Annotated in this window: 19 protein-coding genes; 7 read left to right on the forward strand and 12 right to left on the reverse strand. The window is 67.5% G+C overall.

What is annotated here, in order from left to right; genetic code table 11:
- Positions 1-8: 8 nt before the first annotated feature.
- Genes NEF64_RS14295 through NEF64_RS14305 form a run of 3 tightly spaced genes read right to left on the reverse strand, consistent with a single transcriptional unit; the run spans position 9 to position 2,462 of the window.
- On the reverse strand, positions 9-1,304 hold the full coding sequence (locus NEF64_RS14295) for an SPOR domain-containing protein (protein ID WP_056405465.1): 1,296 nt from the start codon (positions 1,302-1,304) through the stop codon (positions 9-11).
- A 19-nt stretch (positions 1,305-1,323) separates the two neighbouring features.
- Positions 1,324-1,752: a hypothetical protein gene (locus NEF64_RS14300; protein WP_056405464.1), complete on the reverse strand. Its 429-nt coding sequence runs from the start codon at positions 1,750-1,752 to the stop codon at positions 1,324-1,326.
- Positions 1,749-2,462, reverse strand: coding sequence for a ParA family protein (locus NEF64_RS14305; protein ID WP_031394522.1), 714 nt, complete (start codon positions 2,460-2,462; stop codon positions 1,749-1,751). Before NEF64_RS14305 ends, NEF64_RS14300 begins: the two co-directional genes overlap by 4 nt.
- A gap of 196 nt (positions 2,463-2,658) precedes the next feature.
- Between NEF64_RS14305 and NEF64_RS14310 the strand changes: the two genes are divergently transcribed.
- Positions 2,659-3,726, forward strand: a complete 1,068-nt coding sequence (locus tag NEF64_RS14310; RefSeq protein WP_056405462.1) for an SPOR domain-containing protein — start codon at positions 2,659-2,661, stop codon at positions 3,724-3,726.
- A 22-nt stretch (positions 3,727-3,748) separates the two neighbouring features.
- On the opposite strand, the gene NEF64_RS14315 is transcribed toward NEF64_RS14310, so the two are convergent.
- Entirely contained in the window at positions 3,749-4,483 is a 735-nt protein-coding gene (locus NEF64_RS14315) for a Crp/Fnr family transcriptional regulator (protein ID WP_056405459.1), read from the reverse strand.
- A 140-nt stretch (positions 4,484-4,623) separates the two neighbouring features.
- A complete protein-coding gene (gene serB, locus NEF64_RS14320; protein WP_031393966.1) occupies positions 4,624-5,505 on the reverse strand; it encodes a phosphoserine phosphatase SerB in 882 nt (293 codons plus the stop codon).
- Between serB and miaA the strand changes: the two genes are divergently transcribed.
- The 6 genes from miaA to leuA all read left to right on the forward strand — a co-directional run bounded on the left by miaA (position 5,498) and on the right by leuA (position 12,836).
- Complete coding sequence (gene miaA, locus NEF64_RS14325) at positions 5,498-6,427, forward strand: tRNA (adenosine(37)-N6)-dimethylallyltransferase MiaA (RefSeq protein ID WP_056405457.1); 930 nt, start codon at positions 5,498-5,500, stop codon at positions 6,425-6,427. The genes serB and miaA overlap by 8 nt on opposite strands.
- 82 nt (positions 6,428-6,509) lie before the next feature.
- Positions 6,510-8,258, forward strand: coding sequence for an acetolactate synthase 3 large subunit (locus tag NEF64_RS14330; protein ID WP_056405455.1), 1,749 nt, complete (start codon positions 6,510-6,512; stop codon positions 8,256-8,258).
- Positions 8,258-8,773, forward strand: coding sequence for an acetolactate synthase small subunit (ilvN, locus tag NEF64_RS14335; RefSeq protein ID WP_031395186.1), 516 nt, complete (start codon positions 8,258-8,260; stop codon positions 8,771-8,773). Before NEF64_RS14330 ends, ilvN begins: the two co-directional genes overlap by 1 nt.
- Before the next feature lie 107 nt (positions 8,774-8,880).
- Positions 8,881-9,900, forward strand: coding sequence for a ketol-acid reductoisomerase (ilvC, locus tag NEF64_RS14340; protein ID WP_056405453.1), 1,020 nt, complete (start codon positions 8,881-8,883; stop codon positions 9,898-9,900).
- Between the two features lie 478 nt (positions 9,901-10,378).
- Positions 10,379-10,984: a YceI family protein gene (locus NEF64_RS14345; protein WP_056405452.1), complete on the forward strand. Its 606-nt coding sequence runs from the start codon at positions 10,379-10,381 to the stop codon at positions 10,982-10,984.
- 193 nt (positions 10,985-11,177) lie between these two features.
- Positions 11,178-12,836: a 2-isopropylmalate synthase gene (gene leuA / locus NEF64_RS14350; RefSeq protein WP_056405450.1), complete on the forward strand. Its 1,659-nt coding sequence runs from the start codon at positions 11,178-11,180 to the stop codon at positions 12,834-12,836.
- A 42-nt stretch (positions 12,837-12,878) separates the two neighbouring features.
- On the opposite strand, the gene NEF64_RS14355 is transcribed toward leuA, so the two are convergent.
- The 7 genes from NEF64_RS14355 to NEF64_RS14385 form a co-directional block, all read right to left on the reverse strand.
- Complete coding sequence (locus NEF64_RS14355; RefSeq protein ID WP_056405666.1) at positions 12,879-13,556, reverse strand: type 1 glutamine amidotransferase domain-containing protein; 678 nt, start codon at positions 13,554-13,556, stop codon at positions 12,879-12,881.
- A gap of 105 nt (positions 13,557-13,661) precedes the next feature.
- The gene (locus NEF64_RS14360) at positions 13,662-14,018 is read right to left on the reverse strand and encodes a dihydroneopterin aldolase (RefSeq protein ID WP_031395191.1); all 357 of its coding nucleotides are present in this window, start codon (positions 14,016-14,018) and stop codon (positions 13,662-13,664) included.
- Entirely contained in the window at positions 14,011-14,784 is a 774-nt protein-coding gene (locus NEF64_RS14365) for an SDR family NAD(P)-dependent oxidoreductase (RefSeq protein ID WP_056405447.1), read from the reverse strand. The genes NEF64_RS14360 and NEF64_RS14365 overlap by 8 nt, the downstream gene beginning before the upstream one ends.
- On the reverse strand, positions 14,781-15,407 hold the full coding sequence (folE, locus tag NEF64_RS14370) for a GTP cyclohydrolase I FolE (RefSeq protein ID WP_081874053.1): 627 nt from the start codon (positions 15,405-15,407) through the stop codon (positions 14,781-14,783). Before folE ends, NEF64_RS14365 begins: the two co-directional genes overlap by 4 nt.
- Positions 15,408-15,580: 173 nt before the next feature.
- Entirely contained in the window at positions 15,581-16,420 is an 840-nt protein-coding gene (gene fghA / locus NEF64_RS14375) for an S-formylglutathione hydrolase (protein ID WP_056405445.1), read from the reverse strand.
- Positions 16,420-16,803 (reverse strand): VOC family protein, encoded by a 384-nt coding sequence (locus NEF64_RS14380; RefSeq protein ID WP_056405443.1) that lies wholly within the window; start codon positions 16,801-16,803, stop codon positions 16,420-16,422. The genes fghA and NEF64_RS14380 overlap by 1 nt, the downstream gene beginning before the upstream one ends.
- 10 nt (positions 16,804-16,813) lie before the next feature.
- Positions 16,814-17,920 (reverse strand): S-(hydroxymethyl)glutathione dehydrogenase/class III alcohol dehydrogenase, encoded by a 1,107-nt coding sequence (locus NEF64_RS14385; protein ID WP_031394797.1) that lies wholly within the window; start codon positions 17,918-17,920, stop codon positions 16,814-16,816.
- Positions 17,921-17,975: the final 55 nt, after the last annotated feature.

Raw genomic sequence — 17,975 nt, forward strand, 5'->3', positions numbered from 1 at the left:
CCTGTCATTCAGCGGGTCGCGACCTCGACGCCGCCGCCACGCAGCCAAAGCGCCATCTGGTCGCCGGCGCCCTGTCGCACGAAACAGGCGCCACCGGTCGCGCGGTAGCGCCGGCACACCTGATTGGCCTCGTCGCGGCCGAACCCGCCGACCGAAAGGCGGTAATAGGCCTCGCCATTCGTCTTGAATGCCATGCCGTTGGGCTGGCGGCCGGAGAAGCCGTCGAAGCGACGCGTGGCCTGGCTCCAGGCGGCCCTCGCGACGCCGGCATTGTCATAGGCGCCGATCTGTACATACCAGTCGCCCGTCCCTGTCGGGATCGCGCGCACGCCGCGTTGCGCACGCGCGGCGAGCACGGCGCCCTCGCTGCGGCTGGCGAGCATCGTCGGCATGCCGCCGGGCAGGGCCTGGACGACCTCGCGCGGCGCGGCGAAGGTGATCCTCGACGGGGCCAGAGCCGATCCCGCTTCGGCCAGTGCGACGGGACGCGCGCTGCGTTCGACCGCGGCCAGCGCCTCGATCGGCGAGACCGTCGGCATGAGCGGTGCGCGGTTGAGCGCGAGCGCGGCGGGCTGGCCGGCATCGGCGATCGCGCGCACGCCTAGCAGGCCGGCGACCTGATCATATGACGTCGTCGGCTGTGCGAAACGGGCCCATTGTTCGAGCCTCGCATCGACCTCGGTCGGCGCGAGATCGGCGGCGGCGACGACGCGCGCGGCCTGCCACTGGCCCGCCAGCGCGAGCGCGAGCGCAAGGTTCTGCCGGGCCTTGGCATTGCTTTCCGATGACCGCGCGACCTCGGTCAGCAGCCCGATCGCGCCGCCGGCATCGCCCGCCAGCGCCAGCGCGAGGCCACGATCGCTCGGCGGTATGATCGATGCGTTGCGTTCGAGCGTCTGCCGCGCGCCCTGCGTGTCGCCACCGGCGATCTGCGTCAGCGCCAGGTTGAGCGCCGCCTTCCCGTCCGCCGGCGACAGCGCCAGCACATCGGCAAACCCCTGCCGCGCCGAGGTGAACCGCCCCGCCTGGAGATAGCCCTGTGCAAGCAGCAGCCGATACGCCGCCGATTGCGGCATCATCGCCACCGCCGCCTCGGCGAAATAGACCGCGGCGCCGCCATCGTGCCGGGCCAGCGCGACCTCTGCACGGTGCGCGTTCACCGCGCCCGCCTTGGCTTCGAGATCGGCGTTGCGATCGCTCGCCGAGGCGAGGCCGCGGCCGGTCTCGCCCGCGCTGCACCCGACCATCGTGCCGCCCAGTACAAGGGCCGACAGCCCCATCGAAAGAAGGATTCGTGTCGTCATCGGCTATGATCCCACCGGTTCATTTCGGGGCCCTGGTCACGGGAAGCTGCGCAACGAGCGCGTCGACCTCGGGCAGATTTTGAAGAAAGGCATCGAGCGCGAGCGTCACGAGGTGTTGCGACGAATGCCGCGTCATCGCACTCGCCAGCCGCAGCCGGACATGCCGGTCGCTGTCGAGGCGGAGTGTAAAGGCGGCCTTGCCGTTGCGCGTTCTGGCTGCGCTCTCGCGCGCGATCCGGCGTGCGGTCGCAACCGTCACCGACGTGACAGAAGCGGCATCATCCTCGACCGGTACGACCGTGGCCGTACCGAGCGCGAGCGGCCGCATCGCCGGGCGTGCGTCGCCCTTGCGCGCCAGCAGCGACGCCGACAGCGAGCCCAGCGGCTTCGGCAGGTCGGCCGATTCGGGATGCGACTGGACGGGCGGGCGGGCGGGCATCGCGCTCATCCGACCACCCGCCGGCCGAAGCCCGGCGCGGGCCCGCGCTGCCCGAACCCCGCGCCTGCGTTCGGCACGCTGAACACCGTGCGCCGGAAATTCTTTTCGAGCCGGTCGGTGACATAGGCCCAGAGCGCTTCGATCTCCGCCGCGGACTTGCCCTTGGGATCGACCTCCATGACCGTGCGGCCGTCGATCATCGAGGCGGCGAAATCGGTGCGCTGGTGGATCGTCATCGGCGCGACGGTGCCGTGCTGAGAGAGCGCGACGATCGCCTCGGCCGTGATCCGCGCCTTGGGGGTCGCGGCATTGACGACGAAGATCAGCGGCTTGCCCGCGCGATCGCACAGATCGACGGTCGCACCGACCGCGCGCAGGTCATGCGGGCTCGGCCGGGTTGGCACGACGATCAGCTCCGCGATCTGGATCACCGTCTGGATCGCGACCGTGATCGACGGCGGCGTGTCGATCACCGCCAGCTTGAACCCCTGCTGGCGAAGAATTTCGAGATCGGCGGCGAGCCGCGCGACCGTGGTCTGCGCCAGCGCCGGCGCCTCCGCCTCGCGCTCGTTCCACCAGTCGGTCAGCGACGCTTGCGGATCGATATCGATCAGCACGACCGGCCCCTGCCCGGCGCGCTCCGCCTGGACCGCGAGATGCCCGGACAGTGTCGTCTTTCCCGACCCGCCTTTCTGCGATGCCATCGCCAGAACGCGCATAAGCCCCCTTACGTCTCGTCAACCAAGGCACGCGATGCCATGCCAGCGGATAAGAAGCGGTTAACGCGTGGTTCCCAAGCCGTTACGACGACGTGCTGCGCCCCCGCACCCGACCGGCGCACGGCTTAACCCGATCTTTGCCTTCGCCGGGCTATCGCGACATGACGATCATCATTTGGCTTTAACGAGGTACTCGATGCGCAACCTGATTCTGGGCGCGGCGGCGACGGTGGCAGCGCTGGGCGCGGTGCCGGCCGCGGCGGACGTGAAGGCCGGCGTCGATGCCTGGAGCCGCGGCGACTATGCGACCGCGATCGACCAGTGGCGTCCGCTCGCGATCGCGGGTGACGCCGATGCGCAGTTCAATCTCGCCCAGGCCTATAAGCTCGGCCGCGGCGTCACGCTCGACCCCGCGCTCGCCGAAAGCTGGTTCCGCAAGGCGGCGCTGCAGGGTCATGTCCAGGCGCAGGACAATTACGGCCTCGCGCTGTTCCAGGCCAACAAGAAGGCGGACGCGCTGCCCTGGCTCGAAAAGTCGGTGGCGCGCGGCGAACCGCGGACTCAGCTCGTGCTCGGGACGATGTTGTTCAACGGCGACGCGGTCCCCCGCGACTATCCGCGCGCCTATGCGCTGATGTCGCGCGCGAGCACGTCGGGATTGCAGTCGGCCTCGCAGACGCTGGCGCAGATGGACCAGTATATCTCCCCCGAAGACCGCCAGCGCGGCACGGCGCTCGCCGAGCGCTATGCAGCGCAGGAAAAGATCGCGCGGTCGGGACTGTCGCCTGCGTCGCCGCCGCCGATCTCGGCCACTGGCCCTGCCAGGCCCGCTCCCCAGCCCGCTCCCCGGCCGGTGACGCCGGTCGCGCGCACCACGGTCCCCGCCTCATCCGTGTCCCCCGCGCCGGTGCCCCCGCGCGCTGCGCCGGAGCGTGCTGCCTCGCAAGCCGCGACCAGACCCGCACCGGTCACCCCGCCCCGGCTCGCGTCCGCGCCCAAGCCGGCGCCGAAGCCCGTGCCGAAGCCAGCAGCGAAGCCGGTGGCCGGGTCGGGGAAATGGCGGATCCAGCTTGGCGCGTTCCGCGATCGCGGCAATGCCGAGACGCTGTGGGGCAAGGTCAAGGGCAGGCTGGGCGGCGCGCAGCCCAGCTATGTCGCGGCGGGACCGGTGACGCGGCTGCAGGCGGGCGGATTCGCCAGCCGGGCGGACGCGACGCGCGCCTGCGCCGCGTCAGGCCAGCCCTGCGTCATCGTCGCCCCCTGACGCATCCCGACACGCCCGGCGTTCAGCCGCGCCGGCTCGGGATCCAGCTCGTGTCGCGTTCCGGACTTTGCGGCAACGCGGCGAGGACCGCCAGCGCGTCGCGGTCGTCGATCGTGATGACCCCGCGCCGCCACGTCGCGATCCCCGAGGTCCGCAGCTGGCGCAGCGTCCGGTTGACATAGACCGGGGTCAGCCCGGTCATGTCGCCGATATCCTCCTGCGTCAGCGGCACCGGCACGACGTTCTCGATCGTCGGGTCGTTGCGCCGCAGCCGGGTGCGCAGTTCGAGGATCAGCGCGGCGATCCGGCTCGCCGCGCTGGTCCGCCCGATCGACGCCAGCCGCTCCATCAACACGACACGCTCCTGCTGCGAGACGAGGAAGAGCAGGGCCGCGAGCCGCGGGTTGCTGCTGAACACCTGCCCGATCGCTGCGGTCTCGATCACGCCGAGCTTCGCCGCCGAGACGGCTTCGATCGTGTCACACGCGGTCGGGGCGGCAAGGCTCGGCATCCCGACCAGATCGCCGGGCAGATGAACCTTGACGATCTGCCGCGCGCTCTCGCCGACGATGATGCTGCACGCGACCCAGCCGCTCAGCAGCATATAGACCTGCGGGTCGGGCGAGCCCTGCATCCGCAGGGTATCACCACGCTTCAACCCGATCGTCGGCCCGGCGAGCCGCCGGAAGGTATCAATGTCGTCGTCATCCGCACAGGTGAACGCCTTGAAGCGCTCATAATCCCAGCCAGCATCCATTCGTCTCAGCCAATCGATCGTAAGTCTTTGGCGCGACCCCTAAATTTTGCGCGTGACTTGGCAAGCTGAGATATGGTGCACGGCCTTAACCTGGATCACCAAAGTGGGACTCGGCGGCCTACGGACGCAATCGACGGGGGTTAATCGATTACCCACGCCGCACGGGGCAGCCCCTGTGCGTAGAGCAGCGTGGTCAGATCGCCATGGTCGATCCTCGCCGCCGCCGCCGCCGCGACGATCGGCTTGGCGTGATACGCGACGCCCAGGCCGGCCGCTTCGATCATCGCCAGGTCGTTCGCGCCGTCGCCGACCGCCAGCGACTGTCCCTCGACCAGCTGCCCGTCAGCGATTGCCGCGCGCAGCGTCGTCAGCTTGGTCTGCGATCCGACGATCGGCTTTTCGACCGCCCCCGTCAGCACGCCGCGCTCGACCTTCAGGACATTGGCGATCGCGCGGTCGAAACCGATCTCGCGCGCGACCGGCTCAGCAAAACGCGTGAACCCGCCCGAGACGAGCACCGTCGCGGCCCCTTGGGCGCGCATCGTCCGCACCAGCGCCTTGGCGCCCGGCATGATCCGGACCCGTTCGGAAAGGCAGCGTTCGATGTCGCTCTCAGCCAGCCCCTCAAGCAGCGCGACGCGCGCATCGAGTGCCGCCTCGAAGTCCAGTTCCCCGCGCATCGCGCGCTCGGTGATCTCGGCGATCTGCGGCTTGATGCCTGCATAGTCGGCGAGCTCGTCGATGCACTCTACGGTGATCATCGTCGAATCCATGTCCGCGATCAGCAGCGCCTTGGTCCGGGTCAGGCTCGACTGCACGACCACATCGGTCTTGCCGAACGCCCCCTCGAGCGCGGTCCGCGCCGCGTCGGGCGCCATGCCGAAGATCAGGTCGGCGGCGTCACCTTCGTCGATCCAGCCGCTCGCACCCGGCGCGCAGCCCGCATCGCGGAGCCGGTCCATCGCGGTCGAAATATCGCCTGCGGTCAGCGTGCCCGAGGCTATAAGCGTTGCCGTGAACATAGAACATCTCCCGAAGGTCGCGCTCATCGCAGGGCCGACCGCGAGCGGCAAGTCCGCGCTCGCGCTTGCCATCGCCGCGCGCCACGACGGCGTCGTCATCAATGCCGATTCCGCGCAGGTCTATGCCGATCTGCGCATCCTCACCGCGCGTCCTTCGGCCGAAGAGGAAGCGAGCGTCCCGCACCGCCTGTTCGGCCATGTCGACGCCGCCGACGCGACCTATTCCGCCGCGCGCTGGGCCGCGGAGGCGACGCGGGCAATCGACGAGGTGGTGGCGGAGCGCAGACTGCCGATCCTGGTCGGCGGCACCGGGCTCTATGTCCGCACTTTGCTCGACGGCATTGCCCCCGTCCCCGCGATCGACCCCGATCTGCGCGAAAAGGTCCGCGCGCTTCCCGTCGCCGAGGCGCATGCCGCGCTCGCGCTGCTCGACCCGCCCGCCGCCGCACGGCTCAACGCCGCCGACACCACGCGCGTCGCGCGCGCACTGGAGGTGGTCCGCGGGACCGGCCGCACGCTCGCCGACTGGCAGACCGAACGGGTGGGTGGGATCGGCGACCGTCTCGATGTCCGCGCGCTGATCCTGATCCCCGACCGCGACTGGCTGAACGCGCGCATCGACCAGCGCTTCGCCGAGATGGCCGAGACCAGCCAAGCGGAAGTCACCGCACTCCTCGCCCGCACCGACATCCCGCAGGACGCGCCGATCCGCCGCGCGATCGGCGTTCCCGAGATCGCCGCGCTCGTTCGCGGAGAGATGTCGAAAACCGACGCGATCGCGGCCGGATCGCTCGCCACGCGGCGCTATGCCAAGCGGCAATATACCTGGCTCCGGCACCAGCCCCCGGCCGCCTGGACGCGCACCGATGCACTCGATTTTTCAACGCGCTTGCAGCATTTTGAAACTATATTGCTGAAATGATGTTTGACACGCATCTTTTATATCGGTAGCCGCCCCCTCCACGAGGCGCTAAAGGCGGCGCATTCGAAAGGATTTTGACGTGATGACCGAGAAGAGTGGAGCCGATATCCTGATCGAGGCGCTGTGCGATCTCGGCGTGGAGGTCGTGTTCGGCTATCCGGGCGGTGCCGTGCTGCCGATCTACGACGCGCTGTTCCGCAGCGGCCGGATCAAGCACATCCTGGTGCGCCACGAACAGGCGGCGACGCATGCGGCGGAGGGCTATGCCCGCTCGACCGGCAAGCCCGGCGTGGTGCTCGTCACCTCGGGGCCCGGCGCGACCAATGCGGTCACCGGGATCACCGATGCGCTGATGGATTCGATCCCGATGGTGGTGATCACCGGTCAGGTGCCGACCGCGCTGATCGGCACCGACGCGTTCCAGGAGGCCGATACCGTCGGCATCACGCGCCATTGCTCAAAGCACAATTATCTCGTGAAGGACCCCGCCAAGCTCGGCGGGGTGATCCACGAGGCGTTCCACATCGCCACCTCGGGTCGTCCGGGGCCGGTGGTCGTCGACATCCCCAAGGACGTGCAGGTCGCGACCGCGCGCTATGCGAAGCCCGGCCCGATCCAGCACAAGACCTATCGCCCGCAGGTGAAGGCCGACCAGAGCCAGATCGAGCAGCTGGTGGACATGCTCGCCGCGGCCGAACGTCCGGTCCTGTACACCGGCGGCGGCATCATCAATTCGGGCCCGGCTGCGAGCCAGCTGCTGTGTGAGCTGGTCCGCATCACCGGCGCACCGGTGACGTCGACGCTGATGGGCCTCGGCGCCTATCCCGCGAGCGGTGAGCAGTGGCTCGGCATGCTCGGGATGCACGGCACCTACGAGGCCAACATGGCGATGAACCAGGCCGACCTCGTCGTCGCGCTGGGCAGTCGGTTCGACGACCGCGTGACCGGCCGGCTCGACGCGTTCAGCCCGAATTCGCGGAAAGTGCACATCGACATCGATCGCTCGTCGGTGAACAAGACGGTGCGCGTCGATCTCGGCATCATCGCGGACGTCGGCCATGCGCTCGAGGACATGGTGCGGATCTGGAAGAGCCGTCAGCATCCCAAGCCCGACACCACCGACTGGCAGCGGCGGATCGCCGGCTGGCGTGCGGTCAAGTGCCTGGACTTCCCCGAGAACGACCCGAACGAGATCATGCCGCAGCGCGCGATCCGGGCGCTGTTCGACGCGACCAAGGCACGCAACCCGATCATCACGACCGAGGTCGGCCAGCACCAGATGTGGGCAGCACAGCATTTCGGGTTCGAAAAGCCGAACAAGTGGCTGACCAGCGGTGGTCTCGGCACGATGGGTTACGGCCTGCCCGCCGCGATCGGCGCGCAGCTCGGCAATCCGAACGCGCTGGTGATCGACATCGCCGGCGAGGCGTCGATCCAGATGAACATCCAGGAGCTGGCGACCGCCACCCAATACCGGTTGCCGGTGAAGATCTTCATCCTCAACAACCAGTATATGGGCATGGTCCGCCAGTGGCAGGAACTCACCTATGAGAGCCGCTACGCCGAGAGCTATTCGGATTCGCTGCCCGATTTCGTCCGGTTGGGCGAGGCATACGGCTGGAAGGGCATCCTGATCGAGACGCGCGACCAGCTCGACAGCGGGATCGCCGAGATGCTGGCCCATGACGGCCCGGTGATCGTCGATTGCCGCGTGTCGCAGCTGACCAACTGCTTCCCGATGATCCCGAGCGGTGCTGCGCATACCGACATGATCCTGCAGGCGAACGAAGTGTCGGGCACGATGGACGACGAAGCGAAGGCACTGGTTTGATGCATATTTCCCAGGAAAAGGCCGAGCGGCACACGCTCGCCGTGATCGTCGACAACGAACCGGGCATCCTCGCCCGGATCGCCGGCCTGTTCACCGCGCGCGGCTATAATATCGAGAGCCTGACCGTCTCGGAGATCACCGCCGACAAGGCGGTCAGCCGGATCACGATCGTCACCAGCGCATCTCCCGCGACGATGGAGCAAATCCTCGCGCAACTCGACCGGCTCGTCCCCGTCCACAAGGTCACCGACCTGACCGCGCAGGGCGCGCATGTCGAGCGCGAGCTGGCACTGGTCAAGGTGCGCGGCACCGGCGACCACCGGATCGAGGCGCTCCGCCTCGCCGACGTCTACCGCGCGCGCGTGGTCGATGCGACGACGTCGAGCTTCGTGTTCGAGGTGACCGGCGGGATCGACAAGATCGACAAGTTCGTCGAACTCATGGGCGAAGTCGGCCTGATCGAAGTCGCCCGCACCGGCATCGTCGCAATCGCCCGCGGCAAAGAGCCGGCCTGAATTTACCCCGTCATCCCGACGCAAGTCGGGACACAGAACCACGAACGGCGCCGCCTGGAACCCTGGGTTCCGGCGTTCGCCGGAATGACGAAAGAAGGAAGAATATAATGCGTGTCTATTACGATCGCGACGCCGACCTGAACCTGATCACCGACAAGAAGATCGCGATCGTCGGTTACGGCTCGCAGGGCCATGCGCACGCGCAGAACCTGCGCGATTCGGGCGTCAAGGACGTCGCGATCGCGCTGCGCGAGGGCTCGCCAACCGCCAAGAAGGCGATCGAGGCCGGGTTCGCAGTCAAGTCGAACGCCGAGGCGGCCGCCTGGGCCGACATCGTCATGATCCTCGCGCCCGACGAGCATCAGGCCGCGATCTATGCGACCGACCTGCACGACAATCTGAAGCAGGGTGCGACGATCGCGTTCGCGCACGGCCTTAACGTGCATTTCGGCCTGATCGAGCCACGCGCCGATCTCGACGTCATCATGATCGCGCCCAAGGGCCCCGGCCACACCGTGCGCAGCGAATATGTCCGCGGCGGCGGCGTCCCCTGCCTGATCGCGATCGACCAGGACAAGTCGGGCAACGCGCACGACATCGCGCTCGCCTATGCATCGGGCGTCGGCGGCGGGCGCTCGGGCATCATCGAGACCAATTTCCGCGAGGAATGCGAGACCGATCTGTTCGGCGAGCAGGCCGTGCTCTGCGGCGGCATCACCCACCTGATCCAGGCCGGGTTCGAGACGCTGACCGAAGCCGGCTACGCCCCCGAAATGGCCTATTTCGAGTGCCTGCACGAGACCAAGCTGATCGTCGACCTGCTCTATGAGGGCGGGATCGCCAACATGCGCTATTCGATCTCGAACACCGCCGAATATGGCGACATCACCACGGGTCCGCGGATCATCACCTCGGAGACCAAGGCCGAGATGAAGCGCGTGCTGGCCGACATCCAGTCGGGCCGCTTCGTGAAGAACTTTATCCTCGACAACCGCGCGGGCCAGCCCGAGCTTAAGGCGGCGCGCAAGCAGGCGCTGGCGCATCCGATCGAGAAGATCGGCAGCGAGCTGCGCGGCATGATGCCGTGGATCGGGAAGAATGCGCTGGTGGATCGCGAGCGCAACTAAGCGCGAGCGCGGCCGGCACGACGGAGCACGCCCATAGGGCGCGGCTTCGCCGTGGCCGACGGGCGGGCGTGGGGATTGCGCGTCGCTCGCCCCAACACCCCCTACCCCACTCCGGCGAAGGCCGGGGCTTAGTTGGAAAGGCCGGAGTAACGAAGCGCCGTCTTCCGTTACCACCGTCCCCCAACTGGGCCCCGGCCTTCGCCGGGGTGGTTGCTTTTTTTTGGGGGGGTAACCGCTCTCCTCCCCGTTCCCACACCACTGCCGTTCCCAACCACACCCGTTCCCCCGCGAAGGCGGGGGTCCAGGTCTCGGGCGGTAATCGTGGTTCAGCTAGCCCCCCGCGTCCGCGGGGGAACAACAGCGGGCGTGCCTTCCCCCCCCCCCCACCGACCCAAATCCGAAACACAGCGTTGGCATAACGTCATTTGACGCGCTCCCTCCGCTCGGCCAGCATCGCGCGTTCAACAGGAGACCCCGCATGCGCCTAGCCCTAGCCACCATCCTCGCCCTCACCGCCGCCCCCGTCCTGGCCCAGACCGCCGCCGTCCCCGGCGCCCCCGTCAAGGCGCGCGTCGCCGCCGGTACCTACGCGGTCGATGCAAACCACACGCAGGTGACGTGGCAGCTCAACCATATGGGCTTCTCGATGCTCGAGGGGCAGCTCGGCGCGTCGGGTGGCAGCATCACGATCGATCCGGCCAAGCCCAACGCGACCAAGGTCGAGGTCAATTTCGCGATCGACCAGCTGTCGGTCACGTCCGCACCATTCGCGGGCCATCTGAAGTCGAAGGACTTCTTCGACGCCGCAACCTACCCGACCGCCAAGTTCGTTTCGACCAAGGTCGTCGCGACCGGCGACAAGGCGACCATCACCGGTGATCTCACGCTCAAGGGCGTCACCAAGCCGGTCGTGCTGCAGGCGACGTTCGTCGGTGCGGGCGCGAACCCGATGAACAAGAAGCTGAACTTCGGCTTCCGCGCGACGACCTCGATCAAGCGCAGCGATTTCAACATCGGCGCCTATGCCCCCGTCGTGTCGGACAAGGTCGACCTGACGATCAACGCGGCATTCGCTGCGCAATAATACGTACGCCCACCCTATCGCGCTGGACATTTACCGTGTCCGCGCGATAGGGAAGACGCAATGTCTCACGGTCGCCTCCTGCTGCTTCGACTTACGCGCCCTTAGGCGCGCCGATCGTTTGCGTGGTGGCCAGCCCCCGCGCCTCGCGCCTAAGGGCTGACCCGAACGCTCCCGATCACGAGAGACACGAGCCATGCTGCGCGACCCATCGACCAAATACCGACCCTTCCCGCCAATCGACCTGCCCGACCGCCAATGGCCGTCCAAGACGATCGTCAAGCCGCCGCGCTGGCTGTCGACCGATCTGCGCGACGGCAACCAGGCGCTGATCGACCCGATGGATGCCGAGAAGAAGACGCGCTTCTTCGACCTGCTCTGCAAGGTCGGGCTGAAGGAAATCGAGGTCGGCTTCCCCAGCGCGGGCGCGACCGAATTCGATTTCATATCCGGCCTGGTCAAGACAGGCCGCATCCCCGACGACGTATCGATCCAGGTGCTGACGCAGTCTCGCCGCGACCTGATCGAGACGAGCTTTGCCAGCCTCGTCGGTGCGAAGACCGCGATCGTCCACCTGTACAATGCGGTCAGCCCCGCCTGGCGCAAGATCGTGTTCGGGATGGACCGCGCGCAGGTGAAGCAGATCGCGATCGACGGCGCCAAGGTGCTGCGTGACGAGGCCGCCAAGCAACCGAACGTCCGCTGGCAGTTCGAATATTCCCCTGAGACCTTCTCGACCGCCGAGCTCGAGTTCAGCCTCGAGGTCTGCGAGGCGGTGATGGACGTCCTGATGCCGACGCCCGATAATCCGATCATCTTCAACCTGCCCGCCACCGTCGAGTGCGCGACGCCGAACATCTATGCCGACCAGATCGAATGGTTCGGGCGCCACATCCGAAATCGTGACTCGGTGGCGATCAGCCTGCACACGCATAACGACCGCGGCACCGGCGTCGCCGCCGCCGAGCTGGGCATGATGGCGGGTGCGGACCGCGTCGAAGGCTGCCTGCTCGGCAATGGCGAGCGCACCGGCAATTGCGATCTCGTGACCGTTGCGCTCAACATGTACACGCAAGGCGTCGATCCGAAGCTCGACCTGTCGGACATCGACGCGGTCGTGAACACGGTCAACTATTGCACCAACATCCCCGTCCATCCGCGCACACCCTACGCGGGCGACCTCGTCTTCACGGCGTTTTCTGGCAGCCACCAGGACGCGATCAAGAAGGGGTTCGCCGCGCAGGAGGCGAAGAACGACACATTGTGGGAGGTCCCCTACCTGCCGATCGACCCCGCCGATCTCGGTCGCAGCTACGAGGCGGTGATTCGCGTCAACTCGCAGTCGGGCAAGGGCGGCGTCGCCTGGGTGATCGAGCAGGACAAGGGGCTGAAGCTCCCCAAGCGGTTGCAGGCGGACTTCAGTCGTCACGTGCAGGCCTATGCCGACGAGACGAGCCGCGAACTGAATGCGGTCGATATCTGGCAGTTGTTCGAGCGGACCTATTTGCCGCACGCCGACGACCGCGTGGAGCTGCGCGACTATGAGGAAAGCGGTACAGCAGGGCAGCGCGTCTTCATCGGCCGCGTCGCGATCGATGGCGAGGAACGGTCTATCTCAGGCCGCGGTAACGGACTGATCTCGGGCGTGATCGCGGCGATCGCGGAGTCGACCGGGCCGACGCTCGATGTGGTGGACTATAACGAGCATGCGATCGGCCATGGTGCGGACGCGCAGGCGGCCGCCTATGTCGAATGCCGGACCGCGGCGGGCAAGACGGTGTTCGGTGTCGGCATGGACACCGACATAGCGACCGCATCGGTCCGCGCCGTGCTCAGCGCCGCCAACCGCGCCTGACACCCGGAAGGGCGGCCACCGGTCAAGCCGGTGGCCGTTCTCTCAGGCGAGCTTCGCCAGCAGCGCCTGTGCCGCCTTTTCCGACGATGCGGGGTTCTGCCCGGTGATCAGCAGGCCGTCCTCGACGACATGCACGCCCCAGTCGGCGGTCTTCGAATAATTTCCACCATGCTGCGCGAGCATGTCCTCGACGAGGAACGGCACGATATCGCTGAGCCCGACCGCGGCCTCTTCGCTGTTGGTGAAGCCGGTGACCGTCTTCCCCTTCACCAGCGGCGAGCCATCGGCCGCCTTCACGTCGCGCAACACGCCGGGCGCGTGACAGACCAGCGCCACGGGCTTGCCCGCGCCGATGGTCGTCTCGATCAGCGCGATCGACGCGTTGTCGTTTGCCAGATCCCAGAGCGGACCGTGACCGCCTGGATAGAACACCGCATCGAAATCAGCGATCTTCATCTCAGACAGTTTCCGCGTGTCGGCGAGCGCGGCGCTGGCCTCCGCATCCCCCTCGAACCGGCGCGTCGCATCGGTCTGCGCATCGGGCTTCGCGCTGCTCGGATCGAGCGGCGGCTGGCCACCGGCCGGCGAGGCCAGCGTGATGGACGCGCCGGCATCCTTGAACACGTAATAGGGGGCGGCGAGTTCCTCGAGCCAGAAGCCGGTCTTGCGGCCGGTATCGCCGAGGTCGGCATGCGAGGTGAGGACGACGAGAATGTTCACCATAAGTCTCCGGATGAGGGGGTTATGGGCACGGAACGAGCCGGCGCCGGGATCGGCGCCGCTCATGGGCACCAAATGCGCCCGGTCGTGGGACTATTGCCTCCACTAGATCGCACGCTCCCGCACGATCCGGCACCCGATCGCGGCATCGGGGTAGATGTCGGTCTTCATCGTCTCGACCTCGACCCGCCTCACCCGCGCGTCACCCAGGCACAGCGCCGCAATCGCCTCGCACAGCGTCTCCTGCAACGCGAACGGACGCTCCGCCGCCATCGCCAGTATCCCGGCGCGGACGAAGTCGTAATCGAGCACCTCGCCGATCGCGTCCTCGCCAAGCGGCCCCGGATACACGACCGTCATCTCGACCGAGACGACCACGCGCTGCGGCGCCACCTCGTGCGGATAAATGCCCAGCCGCATCATCACCTCGAGCCCGTCGAGGATCGTCGTGAACTCAGCCATTGCGCTCCCCATGATGCCGGTCGAACATCACGTCGCCGTCGCGCGCCAGAAACCGCTGCCCGCAATCGACGAACAGGTTCTGCCCGGTCACGCCCTTCGCACCCAGCAACCACGCGACCGCATCGGCGACCGCCCGCGCCCCGACCGGGCGCTGGAGCAGATTGTCGCTCGCCACTGCCCCGAATTCCGCGTCGGTCTGGTCGCCGCTTGGCAGCGTCAGCCCCGGCGAGACCGCGTTGACGCTGATCCGGGGGCCCAGCGCCTGCGCCAGCATCACCGTCGCCCCCTCCAGCGCGATCTTGCCGCAGCTATAGGAGAAGAAATCGGGATTGAGGTTTGCCACCTTCTGGTCGAGCAGATTGACGATCGCGCCGTCACGGACATCCTCCTGCGACGCCAGCGCCGAGGCGAGCAGCACCGGCGCGCCGCAGTTGATCGCGACCAGCTCGGCGAACAGCGCAGGATCGACCGCGGGCGGCCGATCGAACGCGAACTTCGACGCGCAGTTGACCAGCCCGTCTATCGGACCGCCGATCGCGCCCCGCGCCGCCGCGAACAGATCGCCGACCCCGTGCAGATCGTTCAGATCGCCCTCAGCCGCCGCCGCGCGGCCGCCACTCGCGACGATCTCGTCGACCAAGGCCGCGGCCTCCTCGGGCGAATGTCCCTGATGCACGACCACCGCATGCCCGTCCGCCGCCAGCCGCCGGACGATCGCGGCGCCCAAGCGCTTCGCCCCGCCGGTGACCAGGACGGTTCGGATCATGCGCGCGCGCCCATCAGCGACAGCACCTCCTTGCGGCTGCGCTCATCCTCGCGGAACACGCCCATCATCCGGCTGGTGACCATCGTCACCCCCGGCGTCCGCACGCCGCGCGCGGCCATGCAGGCATGCGTCGCCTCGATCACGACCGCGACGCCCTGTGGCTTCAGCTGCTCCCAGATGCAGTCGGCCACCTCCGCGGTCAGCCGCTCCTGCACCTGCAACCGGCGGGCAAAGCCGTGCAGCACGCGCGCCAGCTTCGAGATGCCGACGACATGGTTGCGCGGCAGATAGGCGATGTGCGCCTTGCCGATGATCGGCGCCATGTGGTGCTCGCAATGCGACTGGAACGGGATATCCTTCAGCAGGACAATCTCGTCATAGCCGCCGACCTCCTCGAACACGCGTTCGAGATGCCGCGCCGGATCGTCGCCATAACCCGCGCAATATTCCTTCCAGGCGCGTGCGACACGCCGCGGCGTATCGACCAATCCTTCGCGGGTCGGATCGTCGCCGGTCCAGCGGATCAGCGTCCGGATCGCCGCCTCGACCTCCTGCGGAACGATCAGCTTGCCATCCGGGCCGACGGCTGGCTCGGCATCGGCAAAAGGCGTCTCGGCGATCATCACAGCGCTCCATCATTCCGCCGCAGGCCGGCGTGCAAGGTCCTCGGTACGAAAGCCCGACCGAGGTATCATAATATCGACAATATCGCAGCGGACTCCCGCCCGCCGCGCGCCATGCGGCCGTCCGCGGTCCCAACACAAGGGCCACATCATATCGCTTGCGTTACGGCGTGTCAGGCGCGCCGCAGCCGTTCCGCATGCCACGCGACATGATCCGGCATGAAGGTCGATATGAAATTATAGCTATGGTCGTATCCCGGCTGCATCCGCAACGTCAGCTCGATCCCCGCCGCCGCGCACGCCTCCGCCAGCAGCGCCGGCTTCAGCTGATCGTCGAGGAACCCGTCGGCCTCCCCCTGATCGACGAGGATATCGGCGACCCGCGCGCCATCGGCGATCAGCGCACAGGCGTCGTACGCACGCCAGTCGGCACGGTCCGGCCCCAGATACCCCGTCAGCGCCTTTTCACCCCAGGGGCAGTGCAGCGGCGCGACGATCGGCGCGAAGGCCGACACGCTGCGGAACCGGTCGGGATTGCGCAGCGCGATCGTCAGCGCGCCGTGCCCGCCCATCGAATGCCCGGTGATCCCCTGCCGCGTCATGTCCGCCATCGGAAACTCCGCGGCGATCAGCGCGGGGAGTTCGTCCTCGACATAGCGCTTCATGTTAAAGTTCGCGGCCCAGGGCTGCTCGGTCGCATCGACGTAGAAGCCCGCGCCCTGGCCGAAGTCATAGGCGTCGTCATCGGGAACCCCCTCGCCGCGCGGACTGGTGTCGGGCGCGATCAGGATCACGCCGTGTTCGGCACAGGCACGCCGATACTCGCCCTTGTCCATGACATTGGCATGCGTGCAGGTCAGGCCCGACAGGAACCACAGGACCGGCAAGCGCGCATCCGGCGCGTGCGGCGGCACATAGACCGCAAAGGTCATGTCGGTGCCGGTCGCGGTCGACGCGTGGTGGTAGACGCCCTGCGTGCCGCCGAACGCCGTGCTGGTCGATAGCGCCTCCATCACGCGACCCGGTGAGCGGCGCAGAGCTTGTTGCCCGACGGGTCGCGCAGATACGCCAGATACAGGGTGCGCCCCGCGGTGCCGTGGCGGACGCCGGGCGGATCCTCGCAGGCCGTGCCGCCATGCGCGAGCCCCGCGGCATGCCAGGCGTCGGCCGCCTCGGGCGAGGCCGCGACGAACCCCATCGTGCTGCCATTGCCGTGGCTGGCCGGCTGCCCGTCGAGCGGCTTGGTCAGCAGGAAGCGGCCGCCAGCGTGCGCATAGACGAGCCGGCCCCACTCATCGACGACGCCCTCGGGCACGCCAAGCGCACCCAGGCTCGCGTCGTAAAACGCTTTCGATGCCGCGATATCGTCGGCGCCGAGCATGACATGGCTAAACATGGCGTATTCCTCAGTAGATCACGACGGAGCGGATGCTCTCGCCGGCGTGCATCAGGTCGAACCCCTTGTTGATCTCGTCGAGCGTCAGGCGGTGCGTGATCATCGGGTCGATCTCGATCTTGCCGTCCATATACCAGTCGACGATCTTGGGCGTGTCCGTACGTCCACGCGCACCGCCGAACGCGGTCCCGCGCCAGTTGCGCCCGGTGACGAGCTGGAACGGCCGCGTGCTGATCTCCTTGCCCGCCTCGGCCACGCCGATCACGATCGAGGTGCCCCAGCCGCGATGACAGGCCTCGAGCGCCTGGCGCATGACGGTCGTGTTGCCGGTCGCGTCGAATGTGTAATCCGCGCCGCCGTCGGTCAAAGCGACGATATGCTGGACGATGTCGCCCACATCTTTCGGGTTGGCGAAATGCGTCATGCCGAAGCGGCGACCCCATTCCTCGCGGTCGGGATTGATGTCGACGCCGACGATCATCCCTGCACCCGCCAGTCGCGCGCCCTGGATCACGTTCAGCCCGATCCCGCCGAGCCCGAAGACCACGACCGTATCGCCGGGCTGGACCTTCGCGGTGTGGACCACCGCGCCGACGCCCGTCGTCACGCCGCAACCGACATAGCAGGAGGTGTCGAACGGCGCGTCGGGGCGAATCTTTGCAAGTGCGATCTCGGGCAGCACGGTGAAGTTCGAAAAGGTCGAGCAGCCCATGTAATGGAAGATCGGCCGCCCCTTGTAGCTGAACCGCGTCGTGCCGTCGGGCATCAGCCCTTTCCCTTGCGTCGCGCGGATCGCGGTGCACAGGTTGGTCTTCTGGCTCAGGCACGACTTACACTGGCGGCATTCGGGGGTGTAGAGCGGGATGACGTGATCGCCGACCGCGACGCTGGTGACGCCCGCGCCGATCTCGCGGACGATGCCCGCCCCTTCATGCCCCAGCACGCTCGGGAAAAGGCCTTCCGAATCAAGTCCGTCGAGCGTGTAGGCATCGGTGTGACAGATGCCTGTGGCCATGATTTCGACCAGAACTTCGCCGGATTTGGGTCCCTCGAGGTCGAGCTCGACGATCTCGAGCGGTTTTTTCGCCTCGAAGGCTACGGCGGCGCGGGTCTTCATGCATGGGTCTCCTTGGTGGCGCATCAGATGAACCGCAGCCCCTGGGTCTGCAACC

The organism is Sphingomonas aerolata (genome assembly GCF_023935825.1).
GTDB lineage: Bacteria > Pseudomonadota > Alphaproteobacteria > Sphingomonadales > Sphingomonadaceae > Sphingomonas > Sphingomonas aerolata.